The sequence below is a fragment of the Paenibacillus sp. YSY-4.3 genome (genome assembly GCF_054767475.1).
Genome location: NZ_BAABMC010000009.1, coordinates 33,390 through 49,563, shown reverse-complemented (window position 1 = coordinate 49,563; position 16,174 = coordinate 33,390). Strand labels below are relative to the sequence as shown.

Here is a 16,174-nt window from a genome sequence, read left to right as displayed (position 1 = left end):
CCTCGTTCACACGTCTTGGTCTCGTGTCCCGCCCCACGTTTTGCTCCTCCACCGCGTCCGCTTGCTGCCTCAATCTCGCCCCCATATCTCGCTCCCTGTCACGCTCTCACCCCCGTTCCCCGGGAGCCTGCGCACTCGAAGTTCGCCACTTGCACTCAGCAATGGTTTGCTAGCGAGATGGCGAAGGCTCTATCTCATTGCGAGCGTCCCAAAGCTTATCTCCCACCCCCACTTATAGCGCAGCAGTAATTTTACCTGCAGATATAGTACTCGTATAGTCGGCGGGCGTTCCGGTATGCTCGTAGCCCGTGGGCCAAAATATCGTGGCTTCCGGCGGGGAAGAATTCGCAGCTGACATCGTCTCCCAAGCTCCGCTGCTATCCTTGTAGCTGAAACAATCGCATACGACGGCATCATGGCGGGTCGTCCATTCCGGTAGGGGGTCAGGCACGACCTCGAATTTCTGATCGCAAGCGGCAACGACAAGCCTGGCATTGGTCAATGAGCCGAACGGTTCCTCTTCAGCGAAGAAGGTCTTCACGACCTCACCGGCAACCTTGAACTCCAGCTGGCTTTCGCAATTCAGGGATAATTCGATCGGTACTACCGCGCCTCCTTTTATCGTGAATGGCCCGCCATCGTTGGCAAGCCCGGTATTCCAGAACCAGTGCCAGTTATCATTTACAGCTTCAGCGGGCTTGGTGGATAGACCACACTCATAATGGACATTTGCGCCAAAGACACCCAAATAGAAGTTGATGAAGCCGACATTTTTCTCGAAGGTTGCGATCTTGGGAAGCTGAATGGTAGTTTTTAGCCCATATACATCTTCATTCGTGGACCATCGTAGAATTTTTGCATACTCTTCCATGACTATAACCTCTTTTCTTATATTTTTTGGGAACAAGAGAGGACAAGCCATTGCCAAGTCGAACCCGATTGCCCTCTCATGAATATAGGAAGTTTTTGCAGGAGTCTTACAACCGGATTGTTTAAAAAATTTCAAAAGATAGAACAGCCCGAAGTCGGCCTATTTCCAAACATTTGGTGAACTCGCTCCCAAATCGCCTGAGAAAGCACTCTATTCCTTCATCGAAAATGGCATACATGGTATAATGTAAGCGTAACCAATATATAAACGTTCGTGTTGTTCATTCATACAAAGGGAGGATGAATTTCATGTTCGAAGGGTTCTTGGAAATGCAGGCCGTGGTTACTCGCGTACATGAGAAGCTGGGGCTTGGCGGGGAATCGGAGTACCGCAAGCTGGAATACGGTACGGAGCGCTTTCTTCACACGCCGGAGCCAGGCAGACATCATCCGAGCCAAGAGCAGGAGCAGTCTGGGCGCTTCTCTATTCGCAAAATCTGGAGCTAGTAAAATCAGCAGTCGGACCCGGTTAGCTTAGGGGTGGATGAGCTGCAAAGCAAGAGCAATACAATTCAGCAGCAGACGGTTATTCTCGTTGAAACGAGGGACCGTCTTTTTTGTGTCTTCATCCCTATGCTATAATCATATGTTGATAATGATAATTATTATCACTAAATGAGCTAATGGAGCTGACACGGAAATGAAGCCAAAAACGATGGATACGGAAACTTTTTTACATAGCGTTTTATATGAGATTGAAGCTGTGTTCCAAAGCACGTCGCTCCCGGAATGGGCAGACGGGCAGCAACCTATGAACCGCCATTTGCTGTTGTTTATTGAAAAGGGGAGGGGAGAGCTTGTTGTCAACGGGACTGCCTCCCAGTTTACACATAGATCATTACATATCTACCCTCCAGGCACGGTGCTGGAAATGCCGATCAAGCAAGCAGGAAAAGCCGCGTTATATGGCGTTGTATTCAATTTGTTCAAGGAGACGGAGAATACGGGGAATTGCAAGCTCTGGAACAGAGAGGCGGGCTTTCCTTTGCAGGGCTATATCGAGATTTCCGATGATCGGTTCCTGAGCTTACTCCGGCTATTGGTCTCCTTAGGAGAGGAAGCCGTGAGCAAGAAGCGTTATATCGCCCGGCAGTACTTACAAGATATGTTGGAGATCCTGCTAGCTGAGGTCCAGCCTGCCGCTGCAAATGATCTGCATCAACGCATCAAAGCTACTTTGGAATATATGCATGCGTATTATCACGAGGATATTCGGGTCGATAAGCTAGCGGCCATAGCCCAGCTTCATCCTTCTTATTATTCCCGGGTGTTCAAGAAGATGATGTTTAAATCGCCAGTAGCTTATTTGACGGATCTTAGAATGAACAAAGCTAAGGAGTTGTTATTGACGACCGATAAATCCGTGCGCGACGTAGCGGCTGTTGTCGGGTATGGCGATGAGTTCTATTTCAGCCGACGATTTAAGGACACCAGCGGTTATTCTCCGACATTTTTTACCCGAAAAAAAGAGTTAAAGCTCATTTCGCTTTCCTCCCCCTATACGGACCATTTGTACACGCTTGGCTTGAAGCCGTCCGCTGCTCAGCTGCATCGGCACATCCCCCTTTCTGCCAAACCGCTCCAATTGCCGGAGCATGCTTCCGATCCATGGGAAATTAGCCGGCAAATCTTTCTGGAGGAAGCTCCGGATTTGATTGTGTGCAAAGATAATGTGCTGCATCATGCGCGGGCACATATTCACGATATTGCGCCGATCGTAGCGATTCCGTGGGCGAGCAAGGACGTTTATACGCATTTGCTGGAAATCGCTGATTTGGTTGATAGAAGGCAGGCTGCATTAGGGTGGCTGGACCACCACGAGCAGGCCGCAGAGAGAGTGCGCCAGAACGCTCGCCAGACCATCGGCAGAGCTGTGGTAACGATTTGCGTGTACCGTGGGCAGGAGCTGCGAATTTATGGAGCGAGAAATATCGGCCATGTGTTTTATAGATCTCTGCAGCTTGCGCCGCCGGATCGAGTTCGCGAACAAATGGAGCCATTCCCGGAAGGAACAGGCTTTACCTGGACGTCCATTACGCCGGATGAGCTCAAATTTTATGAGTCGGATATTCTGTTCATCGCAGTCGAAAGGGATAGCGATCGGCAACAGATCCTGAAGTGGCAGCGGACAAATCCTTCGTGGATGAATCATCCTGCGGTGAGGAGCAAGCGGGTGTATTTTTTAGATCGTGATAAGTGGATGAACTATGCCCCGTTTGCCATCAATCTGCAAATGGAGGAACTGGAAATGTTCTTGCATCAGGGGCTGAGATAGAAAAGTCCATATTCAAAGTAAGAAAAGGTCATGGTAACGCTGAAGTTTTCATTTATAATTAACTTTCGATAATGATAATCAATATCAATTGTGGTGCGAAGCGCGATTACAAGCGAAAGAGGGGAGATTCTTTCTTAGAATAGATGATGACTTGGAAAAAAACGATGGCAACTTGCGTATATTTCATAGCTGCTACTGCAGGCCTGATTTTGACCATTGTCTTGGCTATCTCTTACGGGGCCAAGGAAATGACATTGGCAACGGTATGGGAGGCCGTATTCCGTTACGATCCGGCTGCGACCTCTCACCAAATTATACATGACTTAAGGCTGCCGCGCGTCATGGGCGCAGTGGTTACGGGGATGGCCCTCGCTGTTGCTGGAGCGGTCATGCAGGGTGTCACACGCAATCCACTGGCTGATTCAGGGATCCTTGGCGTAAATGCCGGCTCGGCTTTCGTAGTTGCTTTAAGCTTTGCTATTCTTCCCGGGCTGTCCTACTCCAATTTAATTTTGTTATCTTTTGCCGGGGCAGCGTTGACGACGCTTCTTATTGTCTTGCTTGGCTCATCGGCCCCAGGGGGATTAAGCGCCTTGAAGCTGACGATTGCGGGGGCGGTCCTTGCGGCGATCCTGCATGCGTTAAGCTCGGGGATTGCCATATATTTCGGGCTTAGCCAGGATCTCGCTTACTGGTATGCCGGAGGCGTAGCAGGCGTCACTTGGGAGCAGCTGCGGGTGCTTGCGCCTGTTGTACTTACGACGATTTTGCTGGCGGGGATTTTGGGCCGTTCGATTACGTTTCTGTCGCTCGGCGAGGAATCTGCCGTCAATCTTGGAATTAAGGTTGGCCGGGTACGGCTATTCAGCATGGCTGCTGTAGTTATATTAGCGGGTTCGGCCGTGTCCGTAGCGGGATCGATCAGCTTTGTCGGCCTTGTGATCCCCCATATTGCCCGGCGTTTTGTGGGAGTGGACTATCGAATCCTGATTCCATTTTCGGCGATCTTGGGAGCGATATTGCTCGTATGGGCCGATTTTGCTGCACGGATGGTTAATCCGCCACGGGAGCTGGCGATCGGCACGATGGTCGCCTTGGTGGGCGTTCCCTTCTTCCTTTACTTGGCGCGCCGAGAGAGAAGGGGCATTTAATCATGAGTACAAGCCATATTGTTCAAAAGAGGGCCAGAAGAGCTCTCTATGTCAGCGCGGTATTCACGATACTAGCCATCATTGTCCTATTGATCAGCCTGAACACAGGCAGCATGCGGCTAGCTCCGGAGGTGATTTGGCGGACCTTGCTGGGCTATGGCACGCCGGATGAGAAGATGGTGTTGTTTGAATTTCGCTTACCGCGGATTATCGTGACGATGCTGGCGGGCATCGGCCTCGGTGTTTCGGGCGCTATATTGCAAGGGGTATCCCGCAATTCCCTTGCCGACCCTGGGATATTAGGAATTCATGCGGGAGCGGCACTAGGGCTTATGGTGTTCATATCGTTTTTTCGGACGATGGAGGGCTCGGCGGCCTTAATGATTCCGTTGTTCACCTTTGCAGGGGGCGTGATGACGGCAGTAATCATTGTTGCACTTGCTTATGATCGCCACGAAGGAATTGCGCCGATTCGGCTTATTTTAGTCGGCATTGCTGTAGCCGCAGGCATCCATGCGGTTACACTGGTGCTGTCTTTGAAGCTTGATCCTGATATATACGCCTTTGCCGCGCGCTGGTTAGCGGGCAGTGTATGGGGAAGGGATTGGGTGTATGTATGGGCTTTGCTGCCCTGGATTGCGCTGCTCGTGCCCCTTGCCTACATGCGTTCCAGAACGCTCGATATATTCGCGTTAGGCGATGACATCGCCGCTAATGTCGGAAGCCATGTGACCCGGAACCGCGTCGTGATGCTGGCTGTGGCCGTGGCGCTGTCCTGCGCTAGTGTTTCTATGGCGGGCGGAATCGGCTTTATTGGACTGGCTGCACCGCATATTGCCAAGCGGCTGACCGGTCCTCAGCATCGGCATTTCCTACCAGTGGCGGCTTTGGTTGGACTGATTATTTTGGTAGCCGCGGACACGATTGGACGCTCCGTCTTTCAGCCTAACGCTGTTCCGGCTGGCATCGTTGTTGCAGTTATTGGAGGACCGTATTTTTTGTACCTGTTATTTAAAACTAAAAATTAAAAACTAATTTGGAGGAACCATACATGAAACAAAAGCTATTATCTATTATTGCAATGTGTCTGCTCATTTCGCTAGTATCCGCTTGCGGTCAAAGTCCGAAAGGGGACAACTCAAGTTCCAATCCGGCGACGGCCACGACTGCGACCACTACTACGGATGCACCGGATGTGTTTGTTCACGACCCTGATGCTAGAATCGCTTCGATGTCGATTCATATTACGAACAATCTGCTTGCACTTGGCATCAAACCGGCTGGTTCTGTCATCGGCGGGGATGTCAAAGACTTTTTGCCGCATGTGGCCGATAAATTGGAGGGGGTCGCCAAACTGGGTGTAGTTACGGATCCGGACATGGAGGCGGTGCTGGGATTGAAGCCAGATTACATATATATTGATAAAGTGTATTCGGGAGAGGATCTTGCCAAGTATGAGAAGATTGCTCCGACGATTGTCATCGATATGGATAACGGAACGTGGCAGGATCATTTGAAAACTATTGCAACCCATGCAGGACGTGAAAAGGAAGCAGAGAGCTTTATCCAAGCGTATGATGAGAAGGCCGAGCGGGTCAGCGGTCTCATCCAGAAGGAACTGGGTGCAGATGCCAAAGTAATGGCTATACGCATGACAGCCAAAGAGCTTCGCGTCATGGGGACAAGACGTCCGCTAGGGCCGATCATGTTCGATGATCTTAAGCTGAATATGGCTGATGGAGTGGAGAGGATTCCTGCGACGGAGCCTTATGAGGTCATCTCTAAGGAGGTTCTGCCGGATTTCGATGCGGACGCGATTTTTGTCATCATTAGCAAAGGCAATGAAGCGAAAAATAATTTCGATGAATTAGAGAAAAATTCGGTATGGCAAAACTTGAAGGCCGTAAAAAATAATCACGTTTATGTTCTCGACGGCCAGAAATGGCTGGACTATTCATCGCTGGGCCATGACATGGCCCTTGACGATGCGGAAAAACTATTTAGTAAATAATATCGACGGTTCTTCCGGTTGAATCTGGGGGAACCGTTTTGTTTAGATTTAGGCCAGAATTAACGTACATGCCCACTTTTTGTGTATAATAGGCATATATTATTTCAGGTCTTTTATTTAGAAGGGGATTCGGGATGAAGATACGTAAAGCCATTATACCTGCGGCAGGATTAGGAACGCGATTCTTGCCGGCGACCAAGGCGATGCCCAAAGAAATGCTGCCAATCGTGGATAAACCGACGATTCAGTATATCGTCGAAGAAGCGGTGGCCTCGGGGATCGAGGATATCATTATCGTAACTGGCAAGAACAAACGCGCTATTGAGGATCATTTTGATAATTCGTTCGAGCTTGAATTTAATCTGCATGAGAAAGGCAAGTGGAAACTGCTTGAGGAGGTTCGTAAATCCTCAGAGATGGCGGACATCCATTATATTCGGCAGAAGGAGCCAAAGGGACTGGGGCATGCAATTTGGTGCGCGAGAAAGTTCATTGGAGATGAACCGTTCGCGGTGTTGCTTGGGGATGATATCGTCGAATCAGAGAAGCCTTGCCTAAGACAAATGATTGAAGTGTATAATGACCAGAAGTCATCGATTGTAGGCGTTCAGCCGGTGCCTTGGAGCGAAGTGTCCCGGTACGGTATCGTGGATGGCACGGAAATCGGGGATCGAGTTTACGTAGCTAATCAACTAGTAGAGAAGCCGCAAATGGAGAAGTCACCGTCCAATTTGGCGATCATGGGGAGATACATTCTAACCCCTGCTATTTTCGGTATATTGGAGGAGCAGCACGTTGGCGTGGGCGGCGAAATCCAGTTAACGGATGCGATATCCAGGCTTAAAGAATATGAGCAAATTATCGCCTACAATTTTGAAGGAACCCGGCATGATGTAGGCGAGAAGCTGGGATTTATTGAGACTACAATACACTATGCTTTGCAAAGTGAAGAGTTGAGAGATCAACTGCTGGGGTACATGACGCAGATCGTCGACCGAAATGAACGCACAAAAACGGCTTCTCGTTAAACGAGAAGCCGTTATTATTGTGTCTAGAATTGCAATTTTGCCAGCTGAGTGATGGTGTCCTTCTCCGATGGGTCAATTTGGATCAACTGATCGTATACCTCTTGGTCATTCGCTCCGCTTTTCTGCAAAGCAGCCAAATACCAGACGGCGATTTCTTGCATGCTTGAATCATGCAAGTTTTCAGTCAAGCCATTTTTCAGAACGGCAGCTGCCTGCTCTGGTTCATTCATCATGAACTGCATTTTTCCGGCACTTAACGTCATCTGCGGTGTAATATAGAATTCTCCGCCTTGGAATTGTCCTGGAGGGAGACTTTTTAAATGCTCGACTCCGTCAACAACATGCTGATAAGCATTCAGTCCGGTTTTGAAGTATTGCTCTTTTTCGGCGATATTTGCTTGGCCAAGTGCCTGATAACCGAGCTCATAGGATTGATAGATCAGTTGATCATACCAATTCATATCCCACGCATATTTGTCTGCGTTGTTTCTATAAATAGCATACGCCTGCTCGTTTTCCCCTTTTAATTGGTGCAGGGCGATGATCTGGTTATAGATGTTTTTATTAAACGGTTCCTTTTTCAAGGCATTCGTTAGTAAATCATAGCCTGCAGTGTAGAAAGTCTCATTCTGCGTCTGTTCATATCCTGCTTTCAGAAGCACAGACATATTCAATACAGCATCAGGCTGGCTGGCACGTTTCTGAAGCGCACGATCCAGCGGGGCTTTGATCTCCTGGAAGTTGGAGCTTGTACTCATTAATTCTTTTCCTCTAGTTACTTCATCATTGGCTTGAATGTAGCGAATCGAGGTAAAGATTAATACTAATGAAGCGATGACCGCCCCTGCGCTATACAACCCGCGAGCTGCGGAAGGTTTTAAAGACAGGCGCTTCACGGGCCCGTTATCCATCGCTGCCGCCATACCGGCCAATCCCAGGAATACGAGTATACCGATATAAACATAGCTCATATTGAAGTCCATCAAGCTGTGAATGAACAGCGAGAATACGAGGATGAAGTATATGAAATGAGATTCGCGCTGCTTTTCTGATGAACGAATATAACCTTTAATATATTTGTAGAAAATAAACAGAATGAAAGCCATAAATACCGCTAAGCCTAGAATACCGACTTCCACTAAATACTGCATAACAAAGCTGTGCGCCTGCCGGCTGAGATAAGGGTTGTTCTGATATTTTTCATATAGAGAAGCCCATGCTCCACCGCCCGCGCCAATGACGGGATAGTCCTTCATGACTTTAAGTGCATCTTTATAGAAGGTTAAGCGCTCGAGCACACTGTGTTGTTGGAAGTTAATGTTCTCCAAGCGTTCACCGATATTTCCCGGCAATAAGTGCTTGGCATTCGTCCCAAGGAAAACTGCTGCAAGAATGACGACCGCTACGACGGAACCGATCGGCAGCCATAGGTTAGACAGCTTACGCACAGACAAGCTGCTTAGGCGCTGTTCCAGCTTAGGAGCCAGGAAACGCTGGATAAGCCAGGCAAGAGCTGCGACGATAACGGATGCGGCCAGCACGTAACCCCAGCCTTTGGCTGGATCATTGATGAGACCTTGGTGAAATTGCTGTCCTAACTCAGTTACAGGTTTGGCAATTAGCAGCGTGCCAATACCGGCAATCAAACAGTACAGAATCCATAGAACTTGCTTTGCCGGTTTTAGGAAGATCAGAAGTACGATAAATACGACCGGAAGGAAAACTAAACCACCGCGTGATAGAGTCAGCAGGATGGATAGCGCTAGCGGTACGAGCATGAAGCCATGAATCGCTTGCTCATACCATTTCCGGGAACGCGTAATGGCGAACACCGCGACAAAAAAGAAAGCCATCAGAAATGCCGCGTATGTATTCGGATATTGAAACACTGAAGCAAGCCGCGGACCGTTAACATCAATCCAGACAGCCTGGTTATACACTCCATTAAATACAGTGTTCGAAAACCATCCTACGAGTGCGGAAGCGGTTCTGCCCTGGCCAAGCCAATTGAGCAGGCCAAATATTACGATAATGTAAGCGGCAGTAATCGTCGTTATTTCGACAAACCGGTTAGCCTGTTTATTTTGCAGTAAATATAGACCTATAATAAATAGGATAGCGTACAGGCACTGGATGAGTAGCATGTTCATTGCAAAATAACGCGAAGCCGCTGATATGATCGAGAGCAGGTACGTGATTGGTACCAGCAGTACGAAGGCGGCTGTCCAGCTGCGCTGATCGTCCAGTTTAATATTTTTGTAGTAAGCGGCAAGCCAGATCAACAGCAGGAAGCTACCGATTATGACAGACCAATAGATCGGCTTCTCAAATTGCAGAATAAGGCCGTTGAATAAGCCGGCCTGGAACGGAGCCCAGATCATCAAAAAAACAATACCAATCTTTAATAGCCATGCAGCGACCGACAATTTCTCTCCATTTCTCGACGCTGAGGCCTTTTTCCCGTACACTGGATTCGACAAGGTTACAATCTCCTTTGCTTGTAGATACGTCAATTATTTTAGCATAAATTAAATGGTAGAGACCAGTTTTGTGAAACAAGGCTGCCCCAGAGATCATTTTGGGAGCAGCCTTGTATTAATTTGATTTGTATTTGTCACAGATAACGTCTGCAGGACCGATGTCCTTGACTGTCCCGTGTTCTAGCCATAGTACGCGATCACACATATTTTTCATTTGCTCAATGGAATGAGAAACGAAGAGAACTGTAGTTCCAGAATCCATAAGTGACTTCATTTTGGCTTCGGACTTTTCCTTAAATTTGTGATCCCCTACGGCTAGTACTTCATCTACGATAAGGATTTCCGGCTTAACGAGCGTAGCAATTGAAAAGCCTAAGCGTGCCTTCATACCCGAGGAATAATTTTTTATGGGTACATGAATAAACTTTCCTAATTCAGAGAATTCGACAATCTCGTCAATCTTTTCTTTAATAAATTTTTTGGAATACCCTAACAGCATGCCATTCAGATATATATTTTCCATGCCTGAAAGTTCACCATTAAAGCCGCCTCCAAGCTCGAGCAGAGGGACGAGCGAACCATTTCTTTCAACCGTTCCTGAGGTAGGCTTTAAAATTCCAGCAACTATTTTAAGCAGGGTGCTTTTGCCTGCTCCATTTAATCCTACAACTCCGAAGACCTCTCCTTTTGTAATTTCAAAACTGACATTTTGAAGTGCGGAAAACTCCTCATATGTTATCTTTCGGTTCACGCTTTGAATGAAAAATTGTTTGAGTGAATTAATTTTCCCACCCATTAGTTTATATTTCATGGAGACATTGTCTACTCTAACAGCAACTTCACTCATTATTTCATCTCCATTCCATGTTACAGATAGAATATAAATTTATCTTGTTTTTTATAGAACAGGACTAGCCCGATTAAGATTAAGATTAGCGAGTATACCAAGCTAAATAGATGAGCGCTCACCGAAGGCATCGTTTGATAAATTAATGCGTCCCGGAACATTTCAATAATATTAAAAATGGGATTGAGCTGAATGATCGGCAAGAAACGCTCAGGTATAATATTTGCAGGATAAAAGATAGCAGACGTATACATAATGATCACTAGCGCCAAAGAGTAAATATGCTGCATATCTCTGAAAAACACATAGATGGTAGACAGAATCATCCCGATTCCAATACTAAAAAGAAGCAAATAAAACAATGGAAATATAATCGTTAAATTAACCCATGAAAAGTGAAGCCCGCTTAGTATCATAACGGGAACAACCGATATCATGGCTAATAAAGAGTTAACGAACGAAGAACATATTTTAGATAATGGAAAATAATACTTCGGCACGTATATTTTTTTGATTAGTCCTGCATTAGAAACTATGGACTGCATGCCGAAGTTTGTCGCTTCGGAAAAAGAAGCATACATGAGTCTGCCGGAAAGTACATAGATTGCAAAATATTCAATCGAGCTGGAAAACAGCTCTGAGAAAATGACCGTCAGTACCAGCATAAACAAAAGAGGATTCAAGATGCTCCAGAGTATTCCGAGAATCGAATTTCTGTATTTCAGTTTAATATCTTTACGAATCAATTCTAGCATTAAATCTTTATATTTATAAAAATTTAGCAGGTATGTTTTCATCCATGATTCCCCCAAAGAGGTAATGTTACAATATAATCTGACTAGCAGTGATAATGGTATCACAAACGATATTTTTCTACAATTAATAGGGATATTGTTATGTTAATTCGAGCCATATTACCGATATTCCAAAGATAATCATGATATAATATACCTCAGTAAAAAGAACTTAATTAATGCTGATATAAGTAATCGAAGCTAGAGACTCAAGGAGATGCAATGATGAAGATATGTGTTATAGGTTTAGGCTATATTGGACTGCCAACTGCAATTATGTTTGCTAAGCACGGAATCAGTGTCCATGGTGTTGATATAAATTCTACGGTTATAGAAAATCTTTCTTCAGGTCAGATTCACATTGAGGAGCCGGGACTTAAGGAAATGCTGGCTGATGTTTTGGAGACAAGTGAATTGGAGTTTGGAACACATCCCGTCGAGGCGGATGTCTATATAATAGCTGTACCAACGCCGGTGAATGAGGATAAGTCTCCAAATTTGGATTATGTTATAGAAGCCACTCAATCCATCGTTCCGTATATCAAAAAAGGAAACCTAGTAATTCTGGAATCGACTGTACCACCAAGGACTACAGAAGATGTGCTACTTCCAATTTTAAGAAAAAGCAATCTGAACGTAGAGTCCGAATTATTTGTAGCCCATTCTCCCGAAAGAGTTCTCCCAGGAAAATTGTTGCATGAATTAGTCAATAACGATCGAATTGCTGGGGGAATAAATTCTGAATCAGCTAATAAGACAGCGGAATTATACAGAGTTTTCGTTAAAGGAAACATTCATTTAACGGATGCCACTACTGCAGAAATGACAAAATGTATGGAGAATACCTATAGAGATGTTAATATTGCGTTAGCTAATGAACTCGCTAAGGTATGCTATGATCTAGATATTAATGTTTATGATGTCATTGAAATGGCGAATAAGCATCCTAGAGTTAACATTCATTCGCCAGGCCCTGGAGTAGGTGGGCATTGCTTGGCTATAGATCCTTATTTTATATATAATCAGTCTCCCCATAACGCTAAACTTATCAAATTAGCCAGGGAAACGAATGACAGCATGCCGAAATTTGTAGCAGATATTATTGAAATGTTGCTTATCAGCGTCAAGCAACCTAAAATCGCTGTATTCGGTACTTCTTACAAAGGAAATATAAACGACCAGAGGGAATCCCCTGCTTTAAAAGTAATTGAGATATTAGAGAATAAATATAGCAATTTATCTATTTACGATCCTTATGTAACAAGCGAAGAGATTGTATCTATGGAAGAAGCTGTGAAGGATGCAGATCTAATAGTAGTATTAACGGATCATTCAGAATTCAAAGAAATGGATCATCATTACTTAGCGAGACAAATGAGAACACCATTAATTTTTGACACAAAGAATATTATTCCCGTAAACAAGGATTCAGAGCTTCAGGTTGTCAATTTCGGGAATTCATTTTTAAATAAATACTCTCAATGTATTTCGTATTAGAACGGAGGGTTAAGATGGACTTTTTTATTTTTGGCAGTTGTGTCTCTCGAGATATATTCAATTATGCTGCAGATGATAGAGTGGTTGATTATTTTGCAAGAAGCTCAATTGTAAGCCTTGTTAGTGAACCCTTGGATATTGATGATGATTTGATTTCATTGGAATCAGAGTTCAAAAGGAAAATGCTTAAGCGAGACTTAAAGAAGGATTTTTTTAGTGTCATAGAAAATACAAAATCAGATTATCTAATTATCGATTTTGTGGATGAAAGACTGGATTTACTTTTATTAGATGGAAAGTACTGCACAAGATCAAATGAATTGGTAAGTTCCGGTTTGGAACAACATTATAAATTCCAACTAATAAAGAAAAATTCACCTGAAATATTACACTTGTGGACAGAGGCCTGTAAGGTATTTGTTGATCGACTCATTGAAAGTGTCCCAGAAAGTAAGATTATTTTGCATAAAGCGACGTGGGCAAAAAAGATAATTGATAACGGCGAAGAATCTGGGTTTGATAATAATTACAATAATTTTATAGATTTTAATAATAAATTGCTAAGTTCGTTTTATGATTATTTCAATTCCCTTCTTCCTAATATTAATGTATTAGAGATAAATGAAGAGCTCAGAGTTGCGAATAAAAATCATAGATGGGGATTAGCCCCGTTTCATTATATTGATGAGTACTATTTAGAGGCTTTGAAACAGTTGAAGGAATACAAGAGTTGACACCTTTTAAGGAAAGAAGTGGTATCATGATCGGCACCAAAGATAACTGTATAACAATGGAAAAAATAAAATCAAAAACTGCAACATTGGGAGTTATTGGTCTGGGCTATGTTGGATTGCCGTTGGCCGTTGAAATGGCTACAGCTGGCTATAGCGTAATTGGCTATGATATAAATCAAGAAAAAGTTAGTTCTATTAATAACGGATTCAACTATATTGCAGATATTGCTGATGATACCCTCAGAGACGTGGTAAAAAGGGGGGGGCTTAAGGCTGAAAGTAATTTTGATACCATCGCAAATTGTGATTGTATTTGTATTTGCGTTCCTACTCCGCTAGATGAACATCAACAGCCAGATATTAGTTATATTACAAGTACAGCGGAAAAATTGGCTGCACACCTTAGACAAGGGATGTTAATTATTTTGGAATCCACTACATACCCTGGAACGACCGAAGAGCTTCTTAAGCCTATTCTTGAGAAAAGCGGGTATAAATGCGGAGAAGACTTCTATTTAGCATTCTCGCCAGAGCGAGTGGATCCCGGCAATAATGGATTTAAAATAAAAAATACTCCTAAGGTTGTTGGTGGGATTACGCAGGAATCCGCTGAAATGGCAACAATGATGTACCAAAATGTTTTAGAAGCACCCGTGCATGTAGTTTCAAGTCCTGCTATAGCAGAAATGGTAAAAATATTAGAGAACACTTATCGTAATGTTAATATTGCATTTATTAATGAAATGGCTATGTTATGTGAAAAAATGAATATTAACATCTGGGAAGTTATCGATGCGGCTAAAACAAAGCCTTATGGATTTCAAGCTTTTTATCCGGGACCTGGATTAGGGGGGCATTGTATTCCGCTTGATCCTTATTATTTAGCCTGGAAAGCTAGAGAATATAGCTTCCATACATCGATGATTGAGACGTCTGGCCAAGTGAATGATAAAATGGCAGAGTATTGCTTGCAGCGTGCTATGAAGATATTGAATAAATATCAAAAGTCGCTAAGTGCTTCGAAATTACTCGTGTTAGGAGTAGCATACAAACAAGATATTAATGATTACAGGGAAAGTCCCGCGCTTCGAGTAATCGACTATTTGAAGAGAGAGGGAGCAAGTGTTTCGTTTTATGATCCGTATATTTCGGAATACACAGAAAAATCTGAAGTATTTAAAGGGCTGGAACAACTCACACCTAATTTAGTAGCTGAATTTGACCTAGTCATTATTACCACAGCACATTCAAACGTGGATTATGATATGGTTCAGCGGTATTCAAAAGTAATTTTTGACACAAGAAATGCCATGAAAAACATTGATGACCGTGAAAATATAGTGTTATTGTAATGTCAAAGGGGGAATTGTATGAAGCTAAGTTCTCATTGTTTTGACAATTTAAAGATTTCTGGTTTTGAAGGTGAATATATTTTTGAGAAAATTAAAAGTACAAATTCTTTTTATGAAAGCCACCTTCTGCTTAAATGGAGTGAATATATTTCCCCTGATGCTGTTGTATACGATATAGGAGCAAATTTAGGCAATCATGCGCTTTATTTTTCAAAAAAGACTAGGGCTAAATCAATATATGCGTTTGAACCGGCTGATATTAATTTTAGCTTGCTAGAGAAGAATTGCATGGACAATGATTGTGATAATGTACAAATTTTTAACGTTGCAATTGGCTCGAAAGAAGATAAAGCCAATATGAATATAAGCTTAGATAATTTAGGACAGTCGTACGTTACCTTAGAAAGCACCGGTGATACTGTTGTAAAGACTTTAGATAGTTTTAACGATATTGAACAGCCAACATTCATTAAAATTGATGTTGAAGGTTATGAATTGGAAGTGTTAAAGGGTATGAATAATATTTTAAAACATTCACATCCCACACTTTGGATAGAAGTTACATCTGAAACTGTAAAATCAGTTTATGCATATTTAAGCCAGTTTAATTATCAAATCCAAGATTATTATGATTTTAATTTTCTGTTTGTTTATGATGTTAAGACAGGTATTACAACGGATGAAGCTATTTTTAGACATTTGAAACTAATCGATTTAATGTGGATAAAAAATAAGAAATACTCGGAAGATCAATTGTATTATAAAGAAAAAACATTAAAACTTATCACTGAAATCAAGGCGGTTAAACAAAAACGTATTGAACTGCTGGAGAACCTTCATGAAAAGAAGCTACAAAATGAGCGGAATGTAAATAGAATTAGGCAGTTAATATCCGATTTAGAGCACATTAAACAAAGTAAAAATGAATTGTTGGTTATTATTAATGAAAAAAAGAACGAAAATGAAATTCTTTTAAATAAATATAGAAAACTCATAGAAACTTATGAAAAAGATAATCAGAAATTTTAAATTGACACAATTTTCTGGGATTGAGAGGGCATATGAAACTACCAAT

The 16,174-nt window shown here is 43.4% G+C and carries 14 protein-coding genes; 10 read left to right on the top strand and 4 right to left on the bottom strand.

What is annotated here, in order from left to right; all coding sequences use genetic code 11:
• Positions 1 to 232: 232 nt before the first annotated feature.
• Positions 233 to 871 carry a hypothetical protein gene (locus ACYUJT_RS21860; RefSeq protein WP_460326303.1) on the bottom strand — a complete coding sequence of 213 codons (639 nt, stop codon included), beginning with the start codon at positions 869 to 871 and terminating at the stop codon, positions 233 to 235.
• Between the two features lie 308 nt (positions 872 to 1,179).
• On the opposite strand from ACYUJT_RS21860, the gene ACYUJT_RS21855 reads away from it, so the two are divergent.
• The 6 genes from ACYUJT_RS21855 (at position 1,180) to galU (ending at position 7,395) form a co-directional block, all read left to right on the top strand.
• Positions 1,180 to 1,377: a hypothetical protein gene (locus tag ACYUJT_RS21855; RefSeq protein ID WP_460326301.1), complete on the top strand. Its 198-nt coding sequence runs from the start codon at positions 1,180 to 1,182 to the stop codon at positions 1,375 to 1,377.
• Between the two features lie 193 nt (positions 1,378 to 1,570).
• Positions 1,571 to 3,205, top strand: coding sequence for a helix-turn-helix domain-containing protein (locus ACYUJT_RS21850; RefSeq protein ID WP_460326299.1), 1,635 nt, complete (start codon positions 1,571 to 1,573; stop codon positions 3,203 to 3,205).
• 146 nt (positions 3,206 to 3,351) lie between these two features.
• Complete coding sequence (locus ACYUJT_RS21845) at positions 3,352 to 4,356, top strand: FecCD family ABC transporter permease (protein WP_460326533.1); 1,005 nt, start codon at positions 3,352 to 3,354, stop codon at positions 4,354 to 4,356.
• 2 nt (positions 4,357 to 4,358) lie between these two features.
• Entirely contained in the window at positions 4,359 to 5,384 is a 1,026-nt protein-coding gene (locus ACYUJT_RS21840; RefSeq protein WP_460326297.1) for a FecCD family ABC transporter permease, read from the top strand.
• Between the two features lie 23 nt (positions 5,385 to 5,407).
• On the top strand, positions 5,408 to 6,367 hold the full coding sequence (locus ACYUJT_RS21835; RefSeq protein ID WP_460326294.1) for an ABC transporter substrate-binding protein: 960 nt from the start codon (positions 5,408 to 5,410) through the stop codon (positions 6,365 to 6,367).
• A gap of 134 nt (positions 6,368 to 6,501) precedes the next feature.
• Entirely contained in the window at positions 6,502 to 7,395 is an 894-nt protein-coding gene (galU, locus tag ACYUJT_RS21830) for a UTP--glucose-1-phosphate uridylyltransferase GalU (RefSeq protein ID WP_460326292.1), read from the top strand.
• Positions 7,396 to 7,418: 23 nt separating this feature from the next.
• Here galU and ACYUJT_RS21825 read toward each other — a convergent pair whose 3' ends face one another.
• The 3 genes from ACYUJT_RS21825 to ACYUJT_RS21815 all read right to left on the bottom strand — a co-directional run bounded on the left by ACYUJT_RS21825 (position 7,419) and on the right by ACYUJT_RS21815 (position 11,519).
• Complete coding sequence (locus ACYUJT_RS21825) at positions 7,419 to 9,875, bottom strand: O-antigen ligase family protein (protein WP_460326289.1); 2,457 nt, start codon at positions 9,873 to 9,875, stop codon at positions 7,419 to 7,421.
• 115 nt (positions 9,876 to 9,990) lie between these two features.
• The gene (locus ACYUJT_RS21820; protein ID WP_460326287.1) at positions 9,991 to 10,722 is read right to left on the bottom strand and encodes an ABC transporter ATP-binding protein; all 732 of its coding nucleotides are present in this window, start codon (positions 10,720 to 10,722) and stop codon (positions 9,991 to 9,993) included.
• A 20-nt stretch (positions 10,723 to 10,742) separates the two neighbouring features.
• Positions 10,743 to 11,519 (bottom strand): ABC transporter permease, encoded by a 777-nt coding sequence (locus tag ACYUJT_RS21815; RefSeq protein WP_460326285.1) that lies wholly within the window; start codon positions 11,517 to 11,519, stop codon positions 10,743 to 10,745.
• A gap of 222 nt (positions 11,520 to 11,741) precedes the next feature.
• Here ACYUJT_RS21815 and ACYUJT_RS21810 point away from each other — a divergent pair, with 222 nt between their 5' ends.
• The 4 genes from ACYUJT_RS21810 to ACYUJT_RS21795 are packed head-to-tail and all read left to right on the top strand — an operon-like array spanning position 11,742 to position 16,128.
• Positions 11,742 to 13,013, top strand: coding sequence for a nucleotide sugar dehydrogenase (locus ACYUJT_RS21810; RefSeq protein ID WP_460326283.1), 1,272 nt, complete (start codon positions 11,742 to 11,744; stop codon positions 13,011 to 13,013).
• A gap of 14 nt (positions 13,014 to 13,027) precedes the next feature.
• Positions 13,028 to 13,747 carry a DUF6270 domain-containing protein gene (locus tag ACYUJT_RS21805; RefSeq protein ID WP_460326280.1) on the top strand — a complete coding sequence of 240 codons (720 nt, stop codon included), beginning with the start codon at positions 13,028 to 13,030 and terminating at the stop codon, positions 13,745 to 13,747.
• 26 nt (positions 13,748 to 13,773) lie between these two features.
• On the top strand, positions 13,774 to 15,099 hold the full coding sequence (locus ACYUJT_RS21800; protein ID WP_460326278.1) for a nucleotide sugar dehydrogenase: 1,326 nt from the start codon (positions 13,774 to 13,776) through the stop codon (positions 15,097 to 15,099).
• An 18-nt stretch (positions 15,100 to 15,117) separates the two neighbouring features.
• On the top strand, positions 15,118 to 16,128 hold the full coding sequence (locus ACYUJT_RS21795) for an FkbM family methyltransferase (RefSeq protein ID WP_460326276.1): 1,011 nt from the start codon (positions 15,118 to 15,120) through the stop codon (positions 16,126 to 16,128).
• The last annotated feature ends 46 nt before the right edge of the window (positions 16,129 to 16,174 follow it).

What these genes read in the sequence shown, in the direction of transcription:
- ACYUJT_RS21840 (WP_460326297.1), top strand. Translation starts at nt 4,359, where the DNA reads ATGAGTACAAGCCATATTGTTCAAAAGAGGGCCAGAAGAGCTCTCTAT.
- galU (WP_460326292.1), top strand. Translation starts at nt 6,502, where the DNA reads ATGAAGATACGTAAAGCCATTATACCTGCGGCAGGATTAGGAACGCGA.
- ACYUJT_RS21820 (WP_460326287.1), bottom strand. Translation starts at nt 10,722, where the DNA reads ATGAGTGAAGTTGCTGTTAGAGTAGACAATGTCTCCATGAAATATAAA.
- ACYUJT_RS21800 (WP_460326278.1), top strand. Translation starts at nt 13,774, where the DNA reads ATGATCGGCACCAAAGATAACTGTATAACAATGGAAAAAATAAAATCA.
- ACYUJT_RS21845 (WP_460326533.1), top strand. Translation starts at nt 3,352, where the DNA reads ATGACTTGGAAAAAAACGATGGCAACTTGCGTATATTTCATAGCTGCT.
- ACYUJT_RS21815 (WP_460326285.1), bottom strand. Translation starts at nt 11,519, where the DNA reads ATGAAAACATACCTGCTAAATTTTTATAAATATAAAGATTTAATGCTA.
- ACYUJT_RS21850 (WP_460326299.1), top strand. Translation starts at nt 1,571, where the DNA reads ATGAAGCCAAAAACGATGGATACGGAAACTTTTTTACATAGCGTTTTA.
- ACYUJT_RS21795 (WP_460326276.1), top strand. Translation starts at nt 15,118, where the DNA reads ATGAAGCTAAGTTCTCATTGTTTTGACAATTTAAAGATTTCTGGTTTT.
- ACYUJT_RS21810 (WP_460326283.1), top strand. Translation starts at nt 11,742, where the DNA reads ATGAAGATATGTGTTATAGGTTTAGGCTATATTGGACTGCCAACTGCA.
- ACYUJT_RS21835 (WP_460326294.1), top strand. Translation starts at nt 5,408, where the DNA reads ATGAAACAAAAGCTATTATCTATTATTGCAATGTGTCTGCTCATTTCG.
- ACYUJT_RS21855 (WP_460326301.1), top strand. Translation starts at nt 1,180, where the DNA reads ATGTTCGAAGGGTTCTTGGAAATGCAGGCCGTGGTTACTCGCGTACAT.
- ACYUJT_RS21860 (WP_460326303.1), bottom strand. Translation starts at nt 871, where the DNA reads ATGGAAGAGTATGCAAAAATTCTACGATGGTCCACGAATGAAGATGTA.
- ACYUJT_RS21805 (WP_460326280.1), top strand. Translation starts at nt 13,028, where the DNA reads ATGGACTTTTTTATTTTTGGCAGTTGTGTCTCTCGAGATATATTCAAT.